At 42.6% G+C, this 23,522-nt stretch carries 20 protein-coding genes; 6 read left to right on the top strand and 14 right to left on the bottom strand.

What is annotated here, in order from left to right; genetic code table 11:
* Positions 1 to 142: 142 nt before the first annotated feature.
* Positions 143 to 1,108: a trypsin-like serine peptidase gene (locus H6G83_RS03140; protein WP_190466820.1), complete on the top strand. Its 966-nt coding sequence runs from the start codon at positions 143 to 145 to the stop codon at positions 1,106 to 1,108.
* Between the two features lie 299 nt (positions 1,109 to 1,407).
* On the opposite strand, the gene mutS is transcribed toward H6G83_RS03140, so the two are convergent.
* The 8 genes from mutS to H6G83_RS03100 form a co-directional block, all read right to left on the bottom strand.
* The gene (gene mutS, locus H6G83_RS03135) at positions 1,408 to 3,972 is read right to left on the bottom strand and encodes a DNA mismatch repair protein MutS (protein ID WP_190466817.1); all 2,565 of its coding nucleotides are present in this window, start codon (positions 3,970 to 3,972) and stop codon (positions 1,408 to 1,410) included.
* Between the two features lie 91 nt (positions 3,973 to 4,063).
* Entirely contained in the window at positions 4,064 to 4,684 is a 621-nt protein-coding gene (locus tag H6G83_RS03130) for a DUF4276 family protein (RefSeq protein ID WP_190466815.1), read from the bottom strand.
* On the bottom strand, positions 4,678 to 5,871 hold the full coding sequence (locus tag H6G83_RS03125; RefSeq protein ID WP_190466813.1) for an AAA family ATPase: 1,194 nt from the start codon (positions 5,869 to 5,871) through the stop codon (positions 4,678 to 4,680). Before H6G83_RS03125 ends, H6G83_RS03130 begins: the two co-directional genes overlap by 7 nt.
* Before the next feature lie 85 nt (positions 5,872 to 5,956).
* On the bottom strand, positions 5,957 to 6,799 hold the full coding sequence (locus tag H6G83_RS03120; RefSeq protein ID WP_190466810.1) for a hypothetical protein: 843 nt from the start codon (positions 6,797 to 6,799) through the stop codon (positions 5,957 to 5,959).
* Positions 6,800 to 7,088: 289 nt separating this feature from the next.
* A complete protein-coding gene (locus tag H6G83_RS03115; protein ID WP_190466807.1) occupies positions 7,089 to 8,687 on the bottom strand; it encodes an alkaline phosphatase D family protein in 1,599 nt (532 codons plus the stop codon).
* Positions 8,688 to 8,934: 247 nt separating this feature from the next.
* Complete coding sequence (locus H6G83_RS03110) at positions 8,935 to 10,056, bottom strand: AI-2E family transporter (protein ID WP_190466805.1); 1,122 nt, start codon at positions 10,054 to 10,056, stop codon at positions 8,935 to 8,937.
* Positions 10,057 to 10,161: 105 nt separating this feature from the next.
* The gene (locus H6G83_RS03105; protein ID WP_190466802.1) at positions 10,162 to 10,593 is read right to left on the bottom strand and encodes an NUDIX hydrolase; all 432 of its coding nucleotides are present in this window, start codon (positions 10,591 to 10,593) and stop codon (positions 10,162 to 10,164) included.
* Between the two features lie 31 nt (positions 10,594 to 10,624).
* Entirely contained in the window at positions 10,625 to 11,005 is a 381-nt protein-coding gene (locus tag H6G83_RS03100) for a hypothetical protein (RefSeq protein ID WP_190466800.1), read from the bottom strand.
* Between the two features lie 165 nt (positions 11,006 to 11,170).
* Between H6G83_RS03100 and folD the strand changes: the two genes are divergently transcribed.
* From folD to H6G83_RS03085, 3 genes are all read left to right on the top strand, one after another.
* A complete protein-coding gene (folD, locus tag H6G83_RS03095; protein WP_190466796.1) occupies positions 11,171 to 12,070 on the top strand; it encodes a bifunctional methylenetetrahydrofolate dehydrogenase/methenyltetrahydrofolate cyclohydrolase FolD in 900 nt (299 codons plus the stop codon).
* Positions 12,071 to 12,218: 148 nt separating this feature from the next.
* Positions 12,219 to 13,148: a geranylgeranyl diphosphate synthase CrtE gene (gene crtE, locus H6G83_RS03090; protein ID WP_190466794.1), complete on the top strand. Its 930-nt coding sequence runs from the start codon at positions 12,219 to 12,221 to the stop codon at positions 13,146 to 13,148.
* A gap of 134 nt (positions 13,149 to 13,282) precedes the next feature.
* Positions 13,283 to 13,753 (top strand): divergent PAP2 family protein, encoded by a 471-nt coding sequence (locus tag H6G83_RS03085; RefSeq protein WP_190466791.1) that lies wholly within the window; start codon positions 13,283 to 13,285, stop codon positions 13,751 to 13,753.
* A 171-nt stretch (positions 13,754 to 13,924) separates the two neighbouring features.
* Here the strand turns inward: H6G83_RS03085 and H6G83_RS03080 are convergent, their stop codons facing one another.
* From H6G83_RS03080 to H6G83_RS03065, 4 genes are all read right to left on the bottom strand, one after another.
* Positions 13,925 to 14,563 (bottom strand): hypothetical protein, encoded by a 639-nt coding sequence (locus H6G83_RS03080; RefSeq protein ID WP_190466788.1) that lies wholly within the window; start codon positions 14,561 to 14,563, stop codon positions 13,925 to 13,927.
* 146 nt (positions 14,564 to 14,709) lie between these two features.
* Positions 14,710 to 15,039, bottom strand: coding sequence for an MgPME-cyclase complex family protein (locus tag H6G83_RS03075; RefSeq protein WP_190466785.1), 330 nt, complete (start codon positions 15,037 to 15,039; stop codon positions 14,710 to 14,712).
* A gap of 138 nt (positions 15,040 to 15,177) precedes the next feature.
* A complete protein-coding gene (locus H6G83_RS03070) occupies positions 15,178 to 15,894 on the bottom strand; it encodes a SnoaL-like polyketide cyclase (RefSeq protein WP_190466781.1) in 717 nt (238 codons plus the stop codon).
* Between the two features lie 226 nt (positions 15,895 to 16,120).
* Positions 16,121 to 16,840, bottom strand: a complete 720-nt coding sequence (locus H6G83_RS03065) for a pyridoxine 5'-phosphate synthase (RefSeq protein ID WP_190466778.1) — start codon at positions 16,838 to 16,840, stop codon at positions 16,121 to 16,123.
* A 421-nt stretch (positions 16,841 to 17,261) separates the two neighbouring features.
* Here H6G83_RS03065 and H6G83_RS03060 point away from each other — a divergent pair, with 421 nt between their 5' ends.
* Positions 17,262 to 19,364 carry a hybrid sensor histidine kinase/response regulator gene (locus tag H6G83_RS03060; protein ID WP_190466774.1) on the top strand — a complete coding sequence of 701 codons (2,103 nt, stop codon included), beginning with the start codon at positions 17,262 to 17,264 and terminating at the stop codon, positions 19,362 to 19,364.
* Between the two features lie 159 nt (positions 19,365 to 19,523).
* Here H6G83_RS03060 and H6G83_RS03055 read toward each other — a convergent pair whose 3' ends face one another.
* Together H6G83_RS03055 and H6G83_RS03050 are read right to left on the bottom strand one after the other, a co-directional pair.
* Complete coding sequence (locus tag H6G83_RS03055; RefSeq protein WP_190466771.1) at positions 19,524 to 20,912, bottom strand: MlaD family protein; 1,389 nt, start codon at positions 20,910 to 20,912, stop codon at positions 19,524 to 19,526.
* Between the two features lie 86 nt (positions 20,913 to 20,998).
* The gene (locus H6G83_RS03050; RefSeq protein ID WP_190466768.1) at positions 20,999 to 21,781 is read right to left on the bottom strand and encodes an ABC transporter ATP-binding protein; all 783 of its coding nucleotides are present in this window, start codon (positions 21,779 to 21,781) and stop codon (positions 20,999 to 21,001) included.
* A 192-nt stretch (positions 21,782 to 21,973) separates the two neighbouring features.
* On the opposite strand from H6G83_RS03050, the gene H6G83_RS03045 reads away from it, so the two are divergent.
* Entirely contained in the window at positions 21,974 to 23,521 is a 1,548-nt protein-coding gene (locus H6G83_RS03045; RefSeq protein WP_190466765.1) for a phytoene desaturase family protein, read from the top strand.
* The last annotated feature ends 1 nt before the right edge of the window (position 23,522 follow it).

Raw genomic sequence — 23,522 nt, 5'->3', positions numbered from 1 at the left:
GGACTCATATTTGATTTTTGAAATATATGTAGGCCGATGCACTGCCCACCAGATCAGGATTTTGGCGATGCACTACCCACCCTACTAAAACCTAAAAAGTTTCATAGCACACCAATGAATTTTTGATTAAGGAGTTAGAAAAATGACTAAAAAGCCCTTCTATAAGCAACCTTTGACTGTATTTCTTGCTTGTTTTCTTACGGGAATTTTGAGTTTTACAACTTTAGGCGGTTGGGTATCTGTCCAAGCACAAGAAACGAAAGCACCAGAATTTATTAAACTCGAAGAGGCAGATAAATTAAATGTATTAGCTAATAGTAAGCCCTTCAAACCTGCTAATCTGCAACAATCTGAAAAACCTTATCCTCCAGACAGCAGGGCTGTACTTGATTGGGATGACCGTATTCCTATGATTAGTAGAGAATATCCTTGGTCAACAATTGGGCGAGTGCAGGGAACAACTACTGATTTTAGAAACTATCATTGCACAGGTACTTTAATAAGTGAAAATCTAGTTTTAACAAATGCTCACTGTGTGATTGACCCTAGAACCAATCAATTAAGTCGAGAAATTCGGTTTTTCCCTAATCTAATTAATGGCGTTGTTCCTAATAGAAGAGATATCGCTGTAGTTGAGCGTGTCATTTATGGTACAGATTTTAGAGGAGATGGACTCACTAATCAATTAAACGATTGGGCGGTGATGATAATTGATAAACCTTTGGGTCGTAAGTATGGTTATTTAGGTTGGCAATCTCTCTCTACTGCCAGTTTCTTGAAAAATCGGGATAAACTCTTCTTTGTTGGTTATTCTGGTGACTTCCCTGATACTAGCAAAAAAGGCTATGAGTTCTTGTCTGCTGGTCGTGGTTGGACTGCTTCATATCAAGCTGGATGTGGTATTGTTCAGGAGAAGGAAGGCGTACTGTACCATAATTGCGACACTACTGGAGGTTCTTCCGGTGGTGCGCTGATTGATTTGATTGGTGGTGAACATTATATTGTGGCGTTGAATAATGCGGAAATTATAGATACACGCACAAATCGGGGGATTATTAATCTAGCGGTGAGGGTTGATTTCTTAGATCGGTTGTTTACTAGAAATTAACCTTTGGCGTAAGTTTTAAGTGCAACGCGAAAGGGGTATAGCCCCTGACGATAACCGCCAGCAGGATGGTTTCATACGAAGAAAGAAAAATTTATAAGTTCTGATTTCTTGTTTTGTAGCAGAGATTTTGACCCCTCTCCAAACCTCTCCCCCACGGGGGGAGAGGCTTTGAAACAGATTGATATTTTTTCTCTGATTGTATGAAACCACCCTGCTGTGATGATAACCGCCAGGGGCAAGTTTATTCACCCTAGAAAACGCTTTTGGGGGTTAGCAAACGGTATTACACCCCTACCAAATCAATCCAAATTCTGCAACCCGATCGCAATCTTACTATGTTTCTCAATTTGACCCATAACTTGTTTCGCCCGTTGAATTACCACTGCTGGTAAACCCGCTAACCTTCCCGCCTCAATACCATAAGATTTATCAGCGCCTCCCGGTTGAACTTGGTGGAGAAAGATGATTTGGTCTGGTAATTCCTTCACTGTCACCTGATAATTAGCCACATTAGGTAACATTCCCGCCAGTTCATTTAACTCATGGTAATGAGTAGCAAAAATTGTGCGGGAACGAATCTCCATAGCCAGATATTCTGCAACCGCCCAAGCTATGGAAAGACCATCAAAAGTTGCAGTCCCTCGACCAATTTCATCTAACAAAACTAGGGATCTAGATGTGGCATGATTGAGAATATTGGCTGTCTCATTCATCTCTACCATAAATGTAGATTGACCCGTGGCTAAATCATCCACAGCACCGACGCGGGTGAAAATGCGATCGCACACTCCCAACCGCGCAGACTTAGCCGGCACAAAACTGCCAATTTGCGCCATTAATTGAATTAATCCCACTTGACGCAGGTAACAACTTTTACCACTGGCGTTAGGCCCAGTCAGAATAACTAAGTCTGGAAGTGAAGCAGTTTCTTCACTATTCCCCAACTCCGTAGAATTAGGGACAAAGAAACCCGCAGGTAAAGATTGTTCCACCACAGGATGGCGACCATCAACGATTTTCAACTCTCGTCCATTCACCATTTCTGGACGACAGTAACCTTGATGTACCGCCAACTCAGCTAAACCGCACAACACATCTGCGGCGGCGACAGCGCGGGACAGGTTACGAATGGCTTCCGCCTGTTCTCCCACTTCCTCCCGTAACGTGACAAAAATCTCATATTCCAACTTATGTAAATCATCCCGCGCCGTGAGAATCCTGGCTTCCCGTTCCTTCAGTTCTGGGGTGATGTAACGTTCTTCATTCTTCAGGGTTTGTTTACGGATGTAATTAGGGGGTACTTGGTCAGCTTTGGCGCGGGAAATACTAATGTAGTAACCAAAGGTTTCGTTAAATCCTACCTTAAGTAAAGGTATTCCCGTTCTCGCCCTTTCATCTACTTCTAGATTAGCAATCCATTGGTGGTCTGCTTCCACCGTCGCCTTTCTCTCATCCAATAAAGGATTCACCCCAGGACGAATTAAGCCGCCTTCTTTGATATGCAATGGTGGTGATTCTACTAAGTGCGCGTGTATCTTTTGCGCTAACTCTTCCAAAATCGGCGGTACTTTTTGCAAAGCTTTAAGGAAGGGTGAATTAGCTTCAGCAACTAGGTTAGCTAATTCTGGTAAGCGGGAGAGAGAGTCAGCTAGGGCGACTAAATCCCTGGCGTTGGCAGTTCCCGAACTAGCACGACCTGTCAACCTTTCCAAATCGTAAATTTGCCGTAATAAATGGCGCAAATCTTGCCGTAGGGGTGTATTCTGCACCAATTCTTGGATAGTGTCTTGGCGTGAGCGAATCCCCTTGGTATCGAGTAGCGGTTGTAACAGCCATCGCCGTAAAGCGCGACTGCCCATAGCCGTGCTAGTGTTATCTAAAGCCCAGAGTAAGGAACCGTGAAAAGTGCCATCCCGGACTGTTTGGGTAATTTCTAAGTTACGCCGAGTTTGGTTGTCAACTATGAGGTAGTCGGTGATGGTATAGGTGCGGAGTCTTTGTAAGGATACTTGTCCGGCTTTTTGCGTATCTTCCACATATTCCAATAACCCACCAGCCGCGCGGACAGCCAAGGGGAGATGGTCACAACCCAAACCTTCGAGCGATCGCACCTTGAATTTCTGCAATAATGTACTTCTGGCTTCGGCTTGGGAGAAGGGGAGTTGCGATCGCAGGCTATAACAAAATGATGGTGGTAAACATTCGGGTAAGCTTGGCGAAGTTTCCCCCGGACGTAGTAAACTACCTAAATCGGGTGCGTTGGTAGGAACCAGAACCTCGGAAGGCTGTAACCGCATCAACTCCTGAGTCAACCTTTCTAAATCACTATCTTGAGTCGTGAGAAATTCCCCCGTGGAGATATCTGCATAAGCTAGTCCCCAATGGTTCACCGCAATTACCACAGCCGCCAAGTAATTATTGCGACTAGATTTCAACATCCCTTCTTCCAACAAAGTGCCAGGAGTGAGGATGCGCGTCACTTCCCGGCGCACCAAACCCACCGCCTCCGAAGCATCTTCTACTTGGTCGCAAATTACCACAGCATAGCCTTTTTCCACCAGTTGGGTAGTGTAGCGTTCCCAAGCATGGTGAGGGACACCAGTCATCGCTACCCGTCCCACTTCGCCGCCGTGTTTGCTAGTCAGGACGAGTTCTAATTCTCTCGCTACTGTTACCGCATCTTGAAAAAACGTTTCAAAGAAATCACCCACACGATACAGCAACAGCGCATGAGGGTGTTTATCCTTCACCTCGACATAGTGCTGGTACATCTTACTCAGCTTAGTCCGGTCTACTAGTCGAGTGTCAGCGTGAGGCGTTGGGGGAGTATTGGGTTCCGTTGGCTGGATGTCAGAAGCGGTCATAGATAGATGCTAGGAGTTACGCACAGGAATAGCCACAATACTTGATGATAACGTGATGTATTAATTTGGGGGGCGATCGCGCAAAATTTTTTTATGGTTTCATTTTCGCTTCTAAGGTGGTGAATAGGCGATCGCAATATGGGGAAGCTTGGCGGACTCTGCTGACATCCAGCAATTTCAGCAGCTTATAAGCGTGTTGAATTTTCTGATACTCTCCCTTGGTCGTTTTAGCAGTAGCAGCCTTTAAACTAGGTTCCAGCCTGTCTTTCTCAACAGCCTCCACATTAGAGTTTTTGGAGATAGCATTTTCTTTAAAACCTTGCTCATAAAACTTTTTCAATGTTTCCACATCGGCAATAAACCAAGCCTCCATAGCTTGAACCATCAAATGACACTGACTGTCATCAACCCCTGACGGCTTATCCCAATTATCTCTTAATTTTAAATGCTGCCAAGGCGAATCTACGTTTACAGGCCCTTCTGCATCAACCAGCAATACATTAAAAGCTTCTGGATGGGATTTTAAAGCATCTTTAAAAGCTCGGAACGCATTATTACGAGAACCACACATAATAACATCCCATTTAATCTTTTTGCTTTTGGCTAGTTCCTCCAATGATTTTAAAAACTGATTAAAACCTTGCTTAAGTAGTCCTTTTTGGTTTTTACCATCCCCACCACCTTCGACATAAATTCGCACCTCCTTTACCATCGATTTCCCCCAATTTCACCCATCCGCCACAAATCGCCGAGATTATGATTTTCTAGCCAATTCTTCAGTTTTTCTGGTTCAAGACGACGCAGATGAGAACCGTCTTCATCTCGTTCGCATACTAGTATTGATTCTGGATACTCACTTAAAGCCGCAACCAAAGCATCAGAATGAGTTGTGACAATTAATTGTGTTCTTTGAGATGCTTCAACCAGCATTTCTGCAATAGTTGGTAAAATATCTGGATGTAACCCAATTTCCGGTTCTTCAAGACAAATTAGTGGCGGTGGAGTGGGATCAAGCAGCAAAGCCATTAAAAATAAATAACGGAGTGTCCCATCAGATAAACGAGTGGCAGGAATTGGTTGAATCAAACCTTCTTCACGAATATATATCTGTACTGTACCACCATATATCCTTACACTGAGTTCTTCTGCTGCTTCATAAAATATTTTCAATTTTTTAATAACTTTTCCATTACCTATTGTGTGTTGTAAATTATTTAAGAATAATCCTAAATTACTTCCATCTTCTAGTAAAGGATGTTCAGGTAAATCAGTTTTCTGAGCATTTCTTGGTTCTGAGTATCTGCCCATTTGCCAATGGCGATATAAACCGATATTTGAGAAATTTTTACTTATGTAAGATAGTTCTGGATACACATAAGGATCTTTAATTTGAGATAAAATAGATTGTTCCAAACTCAAACCATCTATATCAATATAAGCTTTTACTCTTTCTCCTCTTTTATTAAGTTTATTTAATACAGGACGACCACCGTGATAACGGTAGTAAAAATAAACACTATCTTCACTTAGATGTTTTTCTTCATCCTCTACAAATTCGTCAACTAGCTCTAGTTTTTGTCCTGTCACCGTCCAGCTTAATTGATAATGTAAATTCTGAGGTTTTTGTGGGTAGTCTAAAATGACATCTATTTCAGCTATTGGAATTTTATCACTACCTTTCCAAACAAACTCATTCACGCCGCCACCTTGACGAAATGGAACAAGTAAATCTGTAGGTGTCGCTTTTAAAATGCCGATGGCTTCAATTAAATTAGACTTACCAGATGTATTTGCGCCTATTAATACATTTAGTGGCTGTAATTCAATATCTTCGCTTTCTCTTCCATAAGAAAGGAATTTTTTTAACCTAATTTTATGGATGAATCTTTTACCTTCCATTTACTTATCCTATTTGGCTCATCATCTCTAAGTTTACTACGGGAATTGCTAATTTTAGCGCTTACCTTAATTCCCGCCAGCATCCTTACCTTGTTACCCGTCTTGTTACTGCGACTTTTCCATAATCCCCCAACCATTCAGATTTAGGCTTCATTTCAAACAGCGTCGCCTCTAACATTGCCAATAACAACTTTTTGCGGCGCATTGTTGTTTTACGAGAAATTGTTGCTTGTTGTCCCAAATTTCTATATCCTGACCAGGAAATATCTCTTACTACATTGATACCTAAATCATTCACCATTTGTTTTCTCAAACTCAAATGCTGTTCTAAAAGTTCATCAAGATAAACTTCAGGATGATATTTTCTTACTGCTTTAGGATGTTGCCCAATGTAAGCGGTTGCATCTAAACGATGAACTTGTCTATTAATTGTAGTTAAATCCCAATCTTGAGTTAATGAACTGTACATATAAGAGTATTTTTCCGGCTGGTCTTTCGCATCTGTAAAGAGTTGCCCAATTTCTGCAAAACAATGATGCTGGGGATGGGCAAAAGTCCGCGCAAAGCCATTACTTGGTTCAACTTTATAGTCCATCAACTGCACAAAACCAATAGCTTCTAAATCTTTGGTTTCCTCTTTTAACCAAAATAAATCTAGTTGGGGATACTCTGTAATAACTGCTGCTTTAAAGGCAGTTTCATTTGGTAGTGCTTGCAGCATTTGAGTTTTGATATTTCCTAAAAACCACAGCAAAGGAAATAACACCAAAGCTACAACAATTGTCAAACCCATCAAGTCTGGCAAACTCAAGAGATTGGTCAATTTCCAACCATTACCCGCCAGGAGGTATAAAAACAACATCAAACCCAACACTAGATAGTTAGCTAGGGCTATCCAAAATTTCTGTATTTCTGTACTCAGTTGCATTGCTGGTGTTGTTGAGATAAATGTACCTGGTTAGAGTACCCAGCAACACCTGACTTTTCACGTCATGTGGAAAAGTTAAGGACAGACCTAACCCCCCAGCCCCCTTCCCTTGTAGGGAAGGGGGAGCAATTAAAGCCTCTCTCCTTGTAGGGGAGAGGTTTGGAGAGGGGTCTTTTAGATCCCGTGCAAAGTCAGAGCAATACAAGGTGAGTAACAATAATGTCAGAGTTTGTAGTAAGCACTTTAGTGCTGAGAACATTTAGGACTAAAGTCCTTACTACGAACTAATTTATGCTTCTGGTGGCAAATCTACACTGTAAAGTATATCTCCTACTAAGTTTCGCAATGATACAGTCATCACTTTGGTGTTAGCATCAATCTTGACTGCACCAAAGAATTGTAACCCAGCACTGGGGGGTCGATTTGCCCTTGTACCTGGGGGAAGGCTTTGGAATATCAATTGTGGCCCGAAAGTGTTTTCTAATTGACCTGGCCCGAATGTACCAGCGTTGAGAGGCCCGGCGACAAATTCCCAGAAGGGTTTGAAGTCTTGAAACTGGGCTTTGTTGGGATCGTAATAGTGGGCGGCTGCATAATGCACATCAGCAGTTAACCACACAACGTTTTTGATGTTTCTATTTTTAATAAATCGCAATAAATCTGCAAGTTCTAATTCTCTACCTAAAGCTGGGCCGTCTCCGTTAGCCCAAGCTTCAAAGTCAGTGCTACCATCTCGGACTATCAGCCCCAAGGGCATATCACTAGCGATAACTTTCCATGTGGCTTTTGATGCCAGCAATTGTCTTTTCAACCATTGTACCTGTGTTACACCTAACATTTGTGTATCTTTGCTCGGTACTGACTGGCGGTTGGGACTATTTGGCCCTCGGTAGGTGCGTTCATCTAGCATGAAAATGTCTAGTGAGGGGCCGTAGTTAAAGGAGCGATAAATTCTCGCTCTGTCTGTATTATTAGTTGTATATGCTATGGGCATATATTCCAAAAAGGCTTGTCTTCCTCTTTGGGCTAGTAAGTTAACATCGGTAACTTGATAGCGCGTGTCGTTGAGAATTTCACCAGGATACCAGTTATTTGTAACTTCGTGGTCGTCCCACTGTGCCAATAGAGGAACTTCAGCGTAAAAACGCCTGACATTTTCATCTAACAAATTGTAGATATAATTACCACGAAATTCTTTGATTGTTTCTGCGACTTTTGATTTTTCTTCTGTTGTGATGTTACGCCAAATTGTGCCGTCTTCTAATGTGACTTCTGCTGGAATTGGGTTATCAGCGTAAATATTATCGCCAGAATGGATGAAAAAGTCGGGATTAAGTTGACGCATGGTTTCATAAATTTTCATCCCCCCAAAGTCAGGATTAATTCCCCATCCTTGTCCGGCTGTGTCACCACCCCATACAAATAATATATCTCGTCCGAATATGGGGGGAGTGCGGAAAGTTCCGTTAACTGGGGCGCTGTAGATATTTCTATTATCTAAATCTTGGAAAAGTACGCGGTAAAATATTTGTTGGTTGGGGGGTAGGTTCCTGAGATTTAGTCTGGCTGTATAGTCGCTATTTTCTAAGGCAACAGGCCCGATAATGCGTTGTACATTGCGAAAATTCTCGCTAGTAGAACATTCTACAATCATTCTGGCGGGGCGATCGCTCCGGCTCCAAATGACCACCCTATCATACGTAATATCTCCAGTAGCCACACCATAAGGTATAGTAGGGCGCATTTTATCGGAGGTAATAATTGCCGGCCCTTGGGCAAAAACTTGTGACTTTGCTACTAAATTTGTCGTGACAATTCCGCCTGCTGTCATCGCTGAACGTAGCAAAAACTGGCGGCGATTTAGCTTTAATTGCTGATTGGTTTTCATATTAATTAATAGCAAGCTGAAGCAAAATTTTTACAAGTTCAGTATCTAGCACAGCTTGTTATGCCTAAACGTAAAGATAGAGTTATCTTCAGGTTAATGGTAATTAATAGCAATTTGAACTGACATCTTCATCTTGCACCTTCCAATGAAAGCAGGTGGTGGGCAATGCCCACCCTACTGGAGTAATAAGTGTAGAGACGTTGCAGGCAACGTCTCTACATGAATAATGAAGTACAATTTGTATACTTCATTCTTTTTTTGCTAATATTTCTATCGAAGAACTATCAATATCAATTTCTACCTTTGTTGGTTCTAAATCTAAATTATTTATCTCGTTCAATTCTCCAGACCGCCAGCTATCAGCTATGTCCTTAATAAAACTAGCGGTGGGAATAGCAATTAATAAACCTAAAACTCCTCCCAATTTTGCACCTAACAGCAAAGAAATTACTACCCAAACGGGGTTTAAACCTGTTAAATTTCCTAAAATGCGTGGGGCTACAAAGTTAGAATTTACTTGGTCAATGGCAACAGCTACACCTAAAACTTCTACACCTAACCAAAAGTTTTGTAATGCTACCAACAAACTAACTATAGCAATACCGATCCCTGTACCAAAGGGAAACAAAGAAAATAAGCCAATTCCTAAACCAAAAAGTAAAGCCAAAGGCACACGCAACGATACAAAAGCCAATGTAATGGTCAATCCTAGTACAGCCCCCAAGGTGGCTTGTCCGATGAAATAATTGTGAAAGTCCTCGCGCAGTATTTGTCGTACCTTAGAACCTATATGCGTGGGAAACCATTGGTAAAGACCATCCCATAAGCGATCGCCATTTAATACCATATAGATAGTTAACACCACAGTCAGCAGCACATTCACCACCACACCGATAGTATCAAAGGCAAAACTCAAGATTTTCCCCGTCACAGACTGCAACTGGTTAGACACCCTTTCTAAAATTTGCGTGACCAACCCACTCAAATTTACAGGTAACTGTTGGGTAGCCGCCCATTTTTGGAAAGCATCAAGCTGTTGACCCCCAGAATCAATCCAATAAGGCAGAATATTCACCAGCTCGTTAATCTGTTGTATAATTAACGGCACTAAAGTTAGACCTAAACCCAATAAAATCACTACAGCTAACAGCAATACCCCCCCAATAGCCAGGTTGCGTTTCACTCCCCTTTCTTGGAAAAACTGAATTGGGTAGTCTAAAACAAAAGCCAACAGCACAGCCGCCGCAATAACATTCACCAAAGGTTGAAAATACTGCACCACCTGAAGCAGCAACCAACCATTCAGAGTGGCTAAAGGAAACGCCAAGCCCAAAGTTAACCATCTGGGCAATTGTTTTACTGATTGCATGAGGGGTAACTCCAAGTGAGGGGAAGGGGAAGGGAAAGGGGGAAGGGGGAAAGGGGAAAGGGGAAGGGGGAAAATAACAACTGACTAATGACTAATGACTAATGACTAATGACTAATTTCCATAAACTCTAATAGAATTTGCTGTGCTGCTGATCCGATAGGCTTTTCTGCGCCGGCGTTGGCTGAATAAAATTTCCCCTTACGAATATCATCCGGTGTTAATAAGCCCATGTCCCAACCTTCATTTAACACCAGTTGATCCAATTCTACTAATAGTGGCGCATGAAATACATGACGGACTACTGTCTCGTCTGGGTAACAGCCAAATTTGGCAAAAGGTGGGAGAACATAGCCAATTTCTTCTAAAATTTCTCGTTCTACTGCTATCTCTGGTGTTTCTCCTGGTTCAATGTGACCACCAAATAAAGCCCAATGTGCAGGATAGGGAATAGTGGGGATATCGTCCCGTAACTGCATGAGAAACTGATTATTGCGGTAAAGGATAGCGATCGCTACTTGTACTTGTTCTTTACTCATAAAATTAAAATGTAAGTTCCTGTTATCAGTATCACTCTTCTATTAAATAAACTTCCCCAAATTGTTGCCCAGCAATAGTAATACTTTCATAGCGAACTTTACCCCTAAACGTTGCCAACTCCCCTTCCTTGAGATTATTTTGCTTACTTACCACCCAAATGCTGCCAGTAGAATCATTAACTTGATACACCTGTCCCTGCAATAAAGGAACTCGCTGTTCTACCCTACCTTGGATGTAAACCGTAGTCTGTTGGTCTTGTGTTGGTTTAATATTCCCTATCGCTGTCACATTGCGACCAAAACTAATGTTACCGCCCGGCGATACTGTCATCTTCAAATTATCGCAACCCCACAACCCCACCACCAACAGCAGCATCAATCCCAAATTGTTAAATTTTCTTGCATACAACATAAAAATCACTAATTAGTCATTAGTCAGTTGTCAGTTGTCAGTTGTCAGTTGTCAAGTTGTGTTTACTGATAACTGATAACTGTTCACTGACTCACCCACTCCCATTATGAGAAGATAAACACTGCGGACAACTGAAATTTGCAGGCGCGTCTTCTGGGGGTCGTTATGGAAACAAAAACTGCCAAAATTCTTGATGGTAAAGCTTTAGCGGAAAAAATTTACCAAGAACTTACTGCCCAAATCACCGAAACACAAGCTAAAATTGGTCGCCCTCCTGGGTTGGCGGTGTTGATGGTGGGTGATAACCCAGCCTCAGCCGCTTATGTAGGTAATAAAGAAAAAGCCTGCGCTAAGGTGGGTATTGCTTCTTTTGGTAAGCATTTTCCCACAGAAACTACCCAAGAGGAATTGGAAGAGGCGATCGCGCAACTCAACCAAGATGAACAAGTAGATGGTATTCTCGTACAGCTACCCCTACCTCCACATTTGGATGCGGTGAAACTGCTGCACCAAATAGAACCAGATAAAGATGCTGATGGACTACACCCGGTAAATTTGGGGCGTTTGGTGCGTGGGGAAAGGGGCTTACGCAGTTGCACACCAGCCGGAGTTATGCGCCTGTTGGCAGAATATGAAATTTCTTTACGCGGAAAGCAGGCTGTGGTGGTGGGACGGAGTATCTTAGTAGGTAAGCCAATGGCTTTGATGCTCCTAGAAGCTGATGCTACTGTGACTATTGCCCATTCGCGATCGCAAGACCTCAAATCCATCACCCAAAATGCCGATCTTCTCATTGCGGCGGCTGGTTTACCAGGATTAATTACTGCTGACATGGTGAAACCAGGGGCAGTTGTGGTAGATGTGGGGATGAATCGTGTCACTGGTGCTAATGGCAAGAGTCGCTTAGTAGGCGATATTGATTACCCATCTATCGCTGGCGTGGCAGAATATATTACCCCAGTTCCAGGCGGTGTTGGGCCTATGACTGTCGCTTTATTATTACAAAATACAGTCGCCAGCTATTTACAAACAGCAAAAGAAAGCGGAGTCTTGAATGTTAAATGAAAAATTACGAATCGTAACATAAAGCATCATTTATCATTCATCTTTAAGGATTAAAGCCGCAATAGTTAATCTTTTGGCTCCAGAGCATCTTAAAATTGTGACGTGTATGATAAACAGCCAAAAGCCAAAAATTTAAGGAATTGTGAGAATGGTAGCAGCTGATAACCTTCAGAAGATGTCAGAGGAAGCCAAATTTAACTTAGTCGCTTATCTCAAAGAACGCCAAAAACTATGTGAAGCTGCTTTAGATGAAGCAATACCCATCATTTATCCCGAAAAAATCTATGAATCAATGCGCTACTCACTCTTAGCTGGAGGTAAGCGCCTGCGTCCCATTCTCTGTTTAGCTACCTGTGAAATGATGGGCGGTACAATCGAAATGGCTATGCCTACAGCTTGTGCCGTGGAAATGAGCCACACCATGTCCTTGATTCATGATGACCTACCAGCGATGGATAATGATGATTATCGTCGCGGTATGTTGACAAATCACAAAGTTTATGGTGAAGATATTGCGATTTTGGCAGGAGATGGCTTACTCGCTTACGCTTTCGAGTTTGTAGCTATCCGCACACCGGAAAATGTGCCTAGAGACAAAGTTTTACAAGTAATAGCCCGTTTAGGACGCGCGTTAGGGGCGGCTGGATTAGTTGGGGGTCAAGTAGTTGACCTAGAATCAGAAGGAAAATCAGATATTTCCTTAGAAACCCTCAATTTCATCCATAATCACAAAACAGCCGCCCTCTTAGAAGCCTGTGTTGTCTGTGGCGGTATTTTGGCTAGTGCATCAGCAGAAGATATCCAAAGACTCACAAGCTACTCACAAAATATTGGGTTAGCATTCCAAATCGTTGATGATATTCTCGATATTACCTCCACTCAAGAGCAATTAGGTAAAACTGCGGGTAAAGACCTCATCGCCAAGAAAGTCACCTATCCCAGTTTATGGGGACTGGAACAATCAAGACTCAAAGCCCAAGAGTTAATAGAAGCAGCCTGTGCAGAACTCGAACCATTTGGAGAACGCGCACAACCCCTAAAAGCGATCGCTCATTTTATCACCAGCCGCAACCACTAAACAAGGAGTCAGGAGGCAGAAGGCAGGAGGCAGGAGGCAGGAGGCAGTCAAGATATAATCATTACCACTGACAACTGACAACTGACAACTGATAACTGATAACTGATAACATTGACTAACCAAACCAAAATACCATGCAGGACATAGGCGCAATTTTAGACAACCGGGTGCTGCTGGTTGCTCTGGTAGCTTGTTTTGTCGCTCAAGCTTTAAAGCTATTTGTTGAGCTAATTAAAAATCGGAAACTGAATGTGCGCGTTCTCGTCACCACTGGCGGAATGCCCAGCGCCCATTCAGCCCTAGTAACAGCCCTTGCTGCTGGTGTCGGGCAAACTCTCGGCTGGGCATCACCCGATTTTGCCTTAGCTGCGGTTTTTGCCATCATTGTCATGTACGATGCAGCAGGAGTTCGCCAAGCAGCCGGAAAGCAAGCCCGCATCCTCAATCAAATGATTGACGAGTTATTTCACGAAAAACCAGACTTTAGCCAAGACAGACTCAAAGAATTATTAGGACACACACCCGTCCAGGTAATAGCCGGGTCAGCTTTGGGCATAACTATATCTTGGCTAGCTAGAGCTTTATTGATAGTCAACAGTCCATAGTCAATAGTCAATAGTCAATAGTCAACAGTCCATAGTCAACAGTCCATAGTCAACAGTCAACAGTCAACAAATATAGCAGTAGCCACATAGGTGAGGACATAAATGAATCATAAAATCTTGATAGCAAGCAGCAATTGAGCGCCTGTCCCCAGTCCCCAGTCCCCTGCTATATCACCGCACAACCGATCGCAGTAACATGACATTACGGCTATTCACTAACACAGCAACGAAACCGCGTTCATTGAGCCTTTGTAATGTGTTATAAGCTTCTTGTTGATTAGTAGTGTAAACAGCCAACAGGTAAGGGCGTTGTCCGTAGGAAGCTAAACCTACATTACCGCCTACAGCTTGTTGTACACTATTGACTATTTCTGGACGGTTGTAATAATCAACCAACACAGCATATCCCTGACCTAAAGCTTGAGGATTAAATGTCACCCTTGGAGGCTGTGGCTGTTGGGTTGCTGCTTCTCCAGGTCTTGTAGTGATGATGGCAGACAACCCAACTATAGTGTTGATATATCTAGCCCAACGGTTGGCATCATCAATGCTCCTAAATCCGCCTATACGTGTCACCGTATCATTTAAGTATTGGCAGGTAGTAGTTTTAATTTCATTTGGTAAAGCATTCCGTAACTGGGTGCGACTTTCTGCTGTGGGACTAACTACCAATAAAAGATACTCGCCAGCACCGGGAGGTTGACACACAGGAACAGAAGATTGGGCGCTTGCAGAAGTTATGCTACCCATCAAAGACGCACTTGCGATCGCCAATCCTACTACACCAGGTAAAGTTGCAAATTTCTGCACAGAATTTAAGTTGTATAAATAGTGAATACCTAAAAGATTCTATTTAGTAATTAGTCAATAGTCCATAGTCAAAAGTCAATAGTCCATAGTGCAAAATTGTTGACTGTTGACTGTTGACTAATGACTGTTGACTAATGACCAATTGACTAAGAAGCTGTAGCTAAAGATGCCAAAGGCTCAGGAATTGTTTCCGAAGGAGCAGAAAATTCACCTGTAATCACATACTCTAACCGGAGTTTGAGCCAAGTAATAAATTGAGCATTAGTAGAAATAATCGCGGCGGCTGGCTGAGGACACTTCGCCTTAATTTGTGCAAATTCAGGTGTTTCTAAAAATGCAGGTTGGGGAACCAACCAAAAATCAATCTCTTTTTCTTGTTCGTGGTAATGGCGAGTACGTTCTTTCAGCACTTCCTCCATAGGTTCTTCTTGTAGTAAAAAGCGTCGGCTAGCCAAAACGTAATAATATGTTTGCATTGTTATCCTCTGTGTACTAATAATTTTAGGGTACAGTATTAGGACTATAGGGTATAGGGGTATAGGGGTATAGGGGTATAGGGGTGAATATTTTTGCTTTAATACCCTTACACCCTCACACCCTTACACCCTCCTAAACTAACCCTTGCCCGATTTTTTAAACCAAGAACCGAAAGGACAGCCACTTCCTTTAGTTTCACTATTTGTTTTACCACCAGATGTCAACTTATCTAAGAACAGCTGGTTGTCAAAATAGTGTTCCAAAGAAATAATTTTTAAATCATCAGTTACATGAGCAACACTCAAGCCGATGATTTCTACTGTCTCTCCAGTGGGTGCATAATCTTTATATGCACCGTGAAAATGCCCCCAGTGTCGCCATTTGAATGTAACAGTTGGTGGCCCTGAGTAGACTTCCAACACCTCCCAAGGGAAACCCTGGGGAAATGTTGTATGGAAGAGTTTCGCGGATGATTCAAAGCTTTCTTCAGAAGCTTTGTAATGTTCAGAATCCGCCATAAATAAATTGTAAGTACCTTGGGCATATAAATCTGCTGCCTTATACTCCGGCCCACCATTAGTACTTACACGAAACTTGTCATTGACAATCGACAACCACTGCTGCGGGTTAGCCTTGAAAGATACCTCCATCTCGAAGGTTCTCACCAAGTTCTGGACGATCGCTTCCAGTGTACCCTCTAAGTGATTGCTTGTACTCTCTTTAGCAAGATTTTCCTTAGACCGAGAATAATCTGGAGGAGTCTGATAGCGCCATTCAACATCGGTGCTTTCAGCAATCACCTTATCCCTATCCTGTACCCAAAGCGGCAGGTTGTTAGATTGTGTTGCGCTCATAGAAGTCTTTCAAAATACCAAAGATTTTCCAGATTTCGCAGTAATTCCCCTCTAGAGGCAGTTATCAGTTATCAGTTATCAGTTATCAGTTATCAGTTATCAGTTATCAGTTATCAGTTATCAGTTATCAGTTATCAGGTTATATTCACTGTTCACTGTTCACTGTTCACTGTTCACTGTTCACTGTTCACTGTTCACTGTTCACTGTTCACTGTTCACTGACTCCCTACTCCCCTCTTATCGCCTGCTTCATCTCCCGAACTGCCCTTTCTATCCCTACCAAAGCCGCCCGGCTGATGATGGTATGACCAATGTTCAGTTCTTCCATCCCTGGGAGTGCAGCCACGGGGTAAACGTTCCAGTAGGTGAGTCCATGACCAGCGTTGACTCGCAGCCCGGATTTAATTGCTTGTTCACACCCTGCGGCTAAAAATGCTAGCTCTTGCTGGCGGCTAGTTTCATCGGTCGCTTCGGCATACCTGCCAGTGTGCAGTTCAATAAACTTTGCTTGCACCTTGACAGATGCCTCGATTTGTGAAAGTTCAGCATCAATAAACAAACTCACAGGAATGCCAGCATTCTGCAACTTACTAACTACCTCACCTATTCTAGCAATTTGCCCGACAATATCTAAACCGCCCTCTGTGGTTACTTCCTCTCGCTTTTCTGGAACTAGTGTCACATAATCGGGTTTGATGTCAAGGGCTATTCCCACCATTTCATCTGTAGCCGCCATTTCCAAATTTAGATGTGTACGCACAGTTTCCCGCAACAACCGTACATCCCGGTCTTGAATATGCCGACGGTCTTCCCGTAAATGTACGGTGATACCATCAGCCCCGCCTAATTCTGCCAGTACCGCCGCCGCCACAGGGTCTGGTTCCACCGTCCGCCGCGCTTGCCGAATGGTAGCAATATGGTCTATGTTCACCCCAAGAGTAGCCAAGCCGAGTATCTCCCTATCCAAAATGCTCAGAGTATTGATCTTACATAATCTTAAAGCTTGTCGTGATACCCATCACTGACAAGTTTATTTAGAGTACATATACTTATAGTCTATCTAAATTATAGTGTTAAATTTATTGGGTAAGTGTGATACCAACGATTATCATACTTAGTTAATATCAGAAAGCTTATATTGGCATTGGATTTAATTTTGGAAAACAATTAAAGTATTTATAGGTTGGGCAATGTCCACCTTATTATACTTTTTCAAGGCACAGCCCAGACTAATGTATTTTTTAATCAAAGTAATAACAATCATCAAACACTAGTATTTTTGACTCATGTTTAAATAAGTCTTTCAATAAACAAAAATTTTTAACCAAAAACTACATGAATAAAATAGAGTATTAATTTGCAACAATATGTCAGAACTATGGAATTATATTTTTAATTCATCCCCATTTATTCCACATGGGCATTGCTATTTATGGAAAACGGATTTAGTTTGGTTACATATAATATCTGATGGGCTAATTGCAGTAGCTTACTATTCCATTCCTGCTACACTTTTCTACTTCGTCCGTAGGCGCAAAGATTTACCCTTCTATTGGATATTCCTATTATTTAGTGGGTTTATTGTGGCTTGTGGGACAACCCACCTCATGGAGATTTTGACACTATGGTATCCTACTTATTGGACAGCAGGTTTTTTAAAGGCTGCAACAGCAATTATATCTGTATTTACAGCATTAGCACTCATACCTTTAGTTCCACAGGCTCTAGCACTTCCTAGTCCGGCTCAACTCGCAACAGCAAATCAAGAATTGCAAAATGAAATATTAGAACGTTTAAAGGTAGAGGCAGAACTAAGAAAATACCAAAATCATTTAGAAGAAATAGTCAGTCTCCGCACTAATGAAATTAGTAAGGCAAACGAGAAATTACAACAAGAAATTAATGAACGTCAGCGTATCCTAGAAGTTCTCAAAGAAAGTGAAGAACGCTATCGTTATTTAGCCGAAGCAATACCTCAAATTGTCTGGACGGCTAATGCTAACGGTGATTGTGATTACTATAATCAAAACTGGTGCGATTATACTGGGTTAACCTTAGAACAGTCTTTAGGTTCTGGATGGTTAACAGTTTTGCATCCAGAGGATGTAGAACGTAGTTATGAAGTATGGTTAAAAGCTGTAGAAACGGGTACTTTATATGAGAATGAATACCGCTTTAAACGCGCTGTGGATGGTTCCTATCGCTGGCAATTAGGGCGGGCATTTCCACTGAAAGACCAGCAAGGTAAGGTAGTCAAGTGGTTCGGTACTTGTACTGATATTCACGAGCAAAAACAAATTTTAGAAGAGAGGGCGCGTCTTTTAGAATTAGAGCAAACAGCTAACCGCATTAAAGATGAATTTTTAGCAGTTCTCTCTCATGAGTTACGTACTCCCTTGAATGCGATTCTTGGTTGGTCTAAATTACTACAAGAGCGTCAGCTTAATCCGGCAAGGACATCGCAAGCCCTCGCCACGATTGAACGTAATGCTACGTTACAGGTACAACTCATTGAGGATTTGCTAGATATCTCCAGAATATTACAGGGAAAGTTAGCCATAAATGTTACTAAAGTAAATTTAGCTATTGTCATATCAACAGCAATAGAAACCATACGTTTGGCTGCTGAAACTAAGTCCATTGAGATATCGACAAGATTTGCACCCAATATAAGACAGGTTATGGGTGATTCTGCTCGCTTGCAACAAGTAGTATGGAATCTGCTTTCTAATGCTGTGAAATTTACACCCAATGGCGGCAAAATAGAAGTATATTTAGAACAGGTTGATCACAATGCTCAAATCGTAGTCAGTGATACTGGTAAAGGGATTAGTCCAGAGTTTTTACCTTATGTATTTGATTACTTCCGCCAAGCCGACAGCAGTTCTACGAGAAGATTTGGCGGACTAGGGTTAGGACTAGCAATTGTGCGGAAAATTGTAGAAATTCACGGTGGTACTGTGACTGCACAAAGCGATGGGGAAGAACAAGGGGCAACTTTCACTGTACGATTACCAATGCTGCCAGAAGATGAAGTGAGTGTCAACGATGAGCAAGATCATTCTGCATCATTAGAGGCTAACTCTTTGCCCCTTATGGGGATTAAGACTTTGGTAGTTGATGACGATGCAGATTCACGAGATTTTCTAGCTTTTATTTTAGAGCAAGAGGGAGCCGAGGTCAGCTTGGCGGCTTCAGCATTAGAAGCATTACAGCTATTGCCAAAAATCAAACCGGATGTTTTGGTGAGTGATATTAGTATGCCAGAGATGAATGGCTATACGTTAATCCAACAGGTAAGGACTTGGACAAAAGAACAAGGAGGACAAATTCCGGCGATCGCCTTAACCGCCTTCGCGCGACAATATGATCGAGAACAAGCACTCCAAGCCGGATATCAGCTACATCTCCCCAAACCACTCAACGCTGATGAATTAATTGCTGCTGTGGCGAAGTTAGTTGACAGTTGACAGTTATCAGTTATCAGTTATCAGTTATCAGTTGACAGTTATCAGTTGACAGTTATCAGTTATCAGTTGACAGTTATCAGTTGACAGTGGTTAAAGGCTTCTTCCCTTCCCCCTTTCCCTTTCCCCCTTTCCCCTTCCCCTTTCCCCTTTCCCCAGTCCCTACTCCCTAGTCTCCTTTTCCGCATATTCCCTTAGCTGCTGTAACAATTTTTCCTGAGATGATGCCACACTCTTGAATTGAGGCTGGTTATCTACACTTGTTGCGGTGGTGGTTGAGGAATTAGCTGTAAGGGTGGGGGGAATTACTGTTGGTGTATTGGCGACGGCTTTCATCGACTCTAACGTGGTGACTAACTTTGCTTGCTGTTCCATTTGGTCTGTAGAAGACACCAAATTACTTAGACCATTTACCAATTGTCTGAGATTTTGCCGGAAGTTAGGATCACCTGTCAATTCATCTAAATCAGATGTAATTTTTTGTGTATTTTCAAATGTTACCCTAGCCGAATCTAAAGTCTGTTGTAGCAGCACCGCATTTTTCGGATCATTTAAAGTTTGAGTCGCATTTCGCAAATTAGCCGAGGCTTCCGCCGCATTTGCTGAGAGAGTTTCTAAATTCTTGATTAACTCTCCTTGAGTCAAACGATTCAAACTTGGTGATAAATTGCCTACAGTCAAGCGTAGTTGATTGCTAGTTTCTGTAATATTATTTAAAGCACCAACCAACGTTGAGCGATTGCTAGTTAATAGGTTATCCAAATCACTCAACAAACGACTTGCTTGAGTTGCCGTTGTGCCAAATTGACTGGCTGTCACACCCAGTTGATCAACAGTTTTCGTGGTAGAGGCTGTCAATCGATTGGTTGCTTGTTGTACAGTAGTAGCGGTGGTAGTAAAAGTACCTAACTGCCCTTGAAAGGTTTTACTCAAACTGCGAAAATCCTGACTCAGTGCGGCTATACCAGTCGCAGCTTGTGAGGAAGTTTCCAGCAGCCTATTCACCTTCTGATAAAATTCTGGGTTGTTATAGGCATTAGCCAAATCAGTACTACTACGAATCAGCGCATCAACACTTATACCTATTTGTCCCTTTAACCGAGCATTATTACAAATAATGACGCTGGAGTTACAATTCCTATCTAGGGGTTTGGCGATATTTTGCCCAGCAGGTAGTGATGACTTGGGTGTAATATCGATAATACTTTCACTAATTAATCCGGTTTGATTCGCTTCAATCACCACATCGCGAGGAATAATCAGGTCAGGTTGACCAATTTCAATTTCCACTTCTACAGCATTCGGCCCTGGTTGAATCTGAGAAATGCGTCCCACTCTTACGCCACGGTAACGGACTAACGCTCCTCTTTGCATCCCCCCTGCATTGGCAAATTCCACAATTGCCTTGTAGGTACTACGAGCAGCAGTATACCTATTCAACCACAAGATAATCAGTACAAAGGTTCCTACTCCTAGCAGAAATAACAACCCCACTGAACCTTCCCTCAATGTACGTTGGGATGTAAAACGATTGGTGAAGAAATCTCGCATATTTTACCAGAAAAATGGGTTTGAAAATCCGTGCTTCTTGCAAGGCTTTATATGATTAATATCACTACTGATAACTCAGCATTGAATTAACCTACTACCTGAATTGGCCCTTGTACACTTCCACTCAAGAATTGATTGATTAATGGGTCGTCGGTGTTATCTATGTCGCTAACTGTTCCCTCCCATTGCACTTTGCCTTGATAGAGAAACACCAGTCTATCAGATGTGCGTCTAATAGTACTATCTTGGTGAGTGACGATCGCATAAGTACCACAAACTCCGTGTCTAGATTGCAAATCGCGGATTAAATCTTCTATAACAGTGGAAGCAATAGGATCAAGTCCAGCAGTCGGTTCGTCGTAAAGTAAAACTTCCGGGCCTTCTGCGGCATTATCGGGGTTAGACATAATCGCGCGAGCAAAACTTACCCGTTTTCGCATCCCCCCAGAAAGTTCCGATGGGTAAAGATTACTGATACCGTGTAAACCAACCATGTCTAATTTTTCTTCCACTAACTTCCGGATACGCGATCGCGGTAACTTGGAATGTTGATACAGTAAAAATCCCACATTCTCTTCTACAGTCAAGGAATCAAATAATGCCGCTTGCTGAAACACCATACTAATACCAACTGGGTCTTGAGCATCTTCAATCAACCCCTCCCTTTTTACTCCCTGCACGTAAACTTCTCCAGCATCAGGAGCAATTAAGCCAGCAATTACACGTAAAATTGTTGACTTCCCCGTACCAGAAGGGCCGATAATTCCTAAAGCTTCACCCCGGTAAATCGTCAAATCTACATTGTCTAAAACCTGATTATTACCAAAAGATTTAGAAACGCCTTTGAGTTCAATTAGTGGTTGTGTCATTGGTCAATAGTCAATAGTCAATAGTCAATAGTCAACAGTCCATAGTCCATAGTCAACAGTCAAAAGTCCATAGTCCATAGTTATTCTCCCTCATCTCCCCCCACTCCCTCATCTCCCCCCACTTCCTCATCTCCCCCCACTCCCTCATCTCCCTCATCTCCCTCATCTCCCCCACTCCCCCATCAAAAAAATATGAAATCCCCAGTCCCCAGTCCCCAGTCCCCAGTCCCCAGTCCCCCACTCGATGCCATAGTTATCGGTAGCGGTATCGGTGGCTTATGTACTGCTGGGTTGTTAGCACGTTATGGTAAACGGGTGATTGTGTGCGAAAGTCATACAATAGCTGGTGGTGCAGCCCATAGTTTTAGGCGGCGCGGATTTGAATTTGATTCTGGCCCCTCCTTTTATTGTGGTTTAGCAGACAATCAAAGTTTAAATCCCCTCAAACAGGTTCTTGATGTCTTAGGTGAATCCCTCCAAGTTATACCTTATGACCCTCTAGGAAAATACCATTTTCCTGAAGGAACTGTTGCAGTATATAGCAACACTGAAAAATACCTTCATGAAGTACAGCAAATCACTTCAGAGGGTGCAAAAGAACTCCAGCAATTTATAGAACGCTTGTTGGGGCTATACGATGCGATGAAAGGTATTCCCACCTTAGCCTTGCGCTCAGACTGGCAGGTAATTTTGCTTTTACTGCAACGCTACTTACCATCCTTGGGGCGAATGTTACCTTACTTACCCTTGGTTCAGTCTTCTGTAGGGAATGTGATGGATACAACGGTTCACCACCCTTGGGTAAGAAGATTGATTGATTTGGAATGTTTTCTTCTGTCTGGGTTGAAAGCACATGGCACAATTGCCCCAGAGGTGGCTTTTATGTTGGGGGAACGTTCCCGCGCTGGTGTTGAATATCCTGTAGGGGGTAGTGCGGCAATTGTCAATGCTTTGGTGCGGGGGTTGTCACGTTGGGGTGGGACGTTACGTTTAGGTTGTCACGTTGAGCAAATTTTGCTAGAAGCTGGTAAAGTTGTGGGTGTGAGGCTAAAAAATGGGGAAGTTCTCAACGCGCCTATCGTCATTTCTAATGCCACAATTTGGGATACTTACAATCACCTGTTACGTCCTGAAGATTTACCTGTTGCTTACCGCCAAAATGCGCTAAAAACGCCAACGGTTGATAGTTTTATCCACCTGCATTTAGGCATTAGGGCAGATGGGTTAGAAATGACAGGACATCATGTGGTAGTCCAAGATTCCAGTCAAGATATTACCATCCCTGGTAATACCTGCATGATTTCGATTCCCAGTGTGTGGGATGCAAGCCTCGCACCAGAGGGACATCACGTAGTTCATGCTTACACTCTCGAACCTTACGCCGGATGGGAACGGAATGATGGTTATGCGGTGAAGAAAAGGGAGAAAGCAGAGTCTTTATACTGTGCTTTAGAACGTATTATTCCCGACATTAGAGAGCGTGTAGTATTAGAACTCATCGGTACACCGTTAACTCATGCCCATTACCTACGCCGTCATCAAGGAACCTACGGCCCGGCTATTGCTGCTGGTCAGGGGATGTTTCCTAGTACACATACACCAATACAGGGTTTGTATCTTGTGGGTGATAGTACTATGCCGGGAATTGGTGTACCAGCTGTAGCTGCTTCTGGGATTTTATGCGCGAATAGTTTGGTGGAGCGATCGCAAATAGTAGAGTTATTACAGGCTATAAATTAGT

It is taken from the genome of Anabaena azotica FACHB-119, from assembly GCF_014697625.1.
Classification (GTDB): Bacteria; Cyanobacteriota; Cyanobacteriia; order Cyanobacteriales; family Nostocaceae; genus Trichormus; species Trichormus azoticus_A.
Note: the sequence above shows the minus strand (reverse complement) of the source record. Positions and strands in the feature narration are given on the sequence as shown.

Excerpts from the sequence above, each read along its gene's own strand:
- H6G83_RS03045 (WP_190466765.1), top strand. The coding sequence starts at position 21,974 with ATGAAATCCCCAGTCCCCAGTCCCCAGTCCCCAGTCCCCAGTCCCCCA.
- H6G83_RS03125 (WP_190466813.1), bottom strand. The coding sequence starts at position 5,871 with ATGGAAGGTAAAAGATTCATCCATAAAATTAGGTTAAAAAAATTCCTT.
- H6G83_RS03050 (WP_190466768.1), bottom strand. The coding sequence starts at position 21,781 with ATGACACAACCACTAATTGAACTCAAAGGCGTTTCTAAATCTTTTGGT.
- mutS (WP_190466817.1), bottom strand. The coding sequence starts at position 3,972 with ATGACCGCTTCTGACATCCAGCCAACGGAACCCAATACTCCCCCAACG.
- H6G83_RS03115 (WP_190466807.1), bottom strand. The coding sequence starts at position 8,687 with ATGAAAACCAATCAGCAATTAAAGCTAAATCGCCGCCAGTTTTTGCTA.
- H6G83_RS03060 (WP_190466774.1), top strand. The coding sequence starts at position 17,262 with ATGTCAGAACTATGGAATTATATTTTTAATTCATCCCCATTTATTCCA.
- H6G83_RS03055 (WP_190466771.1), bottom strand. The coding sequence starts at position 20,912 with ATGCGAGATTTCTTCACCAATCGTTTTACATCCCAACGTACATTGAGG.
- H6G83_RS03130 (WP_190466815.1), bottom strand. The coding sequence starts at position 4,684 with ATGGTAAAGGAGGTGCGAATTTATGTCGAAGGTGGTGGGGATGGTAAA.
- H6G83_RS03105 (WP_190466802.1), bottom strand. The coding sequence starts at position 10,593 with ATGAGTAAAGAACAAGTACAAGTAGCGATCGCTATCCTTTACCGCAAT.
- H6G83_RS03085 (WP_190466791.1), top strand. The coding sequence starts at position 13,283 with ATGCAGGACATAGGCGCAATTTTAGACAACCGGGTGCTGCTGGTTGCT.
- H6G83_RS03075 (WP_190466785.1), bottom strand. The coding sequence starts at position 15,039 with ATGCAAACATATTATTACGTTTTGGCTAGCCGACGCTTTTTACTACAA.
- crtE (WP_190466794.1), top strand. The coding sequence starts at position 12,219 with ATGGTAGCAGCTGATAACCTTCAGAAGATGTCAGAGGAAGCCAAATTT.
- H6G83_RS03120 (WP_190466810.1), bottom strand. The coding sequence starts at position 6,799 with ATGCAACTGAGTACAGAAATACAGAAATTTTGGATAGCCCTAGCTAAC.
- H6G83_RS03110 (WP_190466805.1), bottom strand. The coding sequence starts at position 10,056 with ATGCAATCAGTAAAACAATTGCCCAGATGGTTAACTTTGGGCTTGGCG.
- H6G83_RS03140 (WP_190466820.1), top strand. The coding sequence starts at position 143 with ATGACTAAAAAGCCCTTCTATAAGCAACCTTTGACTGTATTTCTTGCT.
- H6G83_RS03070 (WP_190466781.1), bottom strand. The coding sequence starts at position 15,894 with ATGAGCGCAACACAATCTAACAACCTGCCGCTTTGGGTACAGGATAGG.
- H6G83_RS03100 (WP_190466800.1), bottom strand. The coding sequence starts at position 11,005 with ATGTTGTATGCAAGAAAATTTAACAATTTGGGATTGATGCTGCTGTTG.
- folD (WP_190466796.1), top strand. The coding sequence starts at position 11,171 with ATGGAAACAAAAACTGCCAAAATTCTTGATGGTAAAGCTTTAGCGGAA.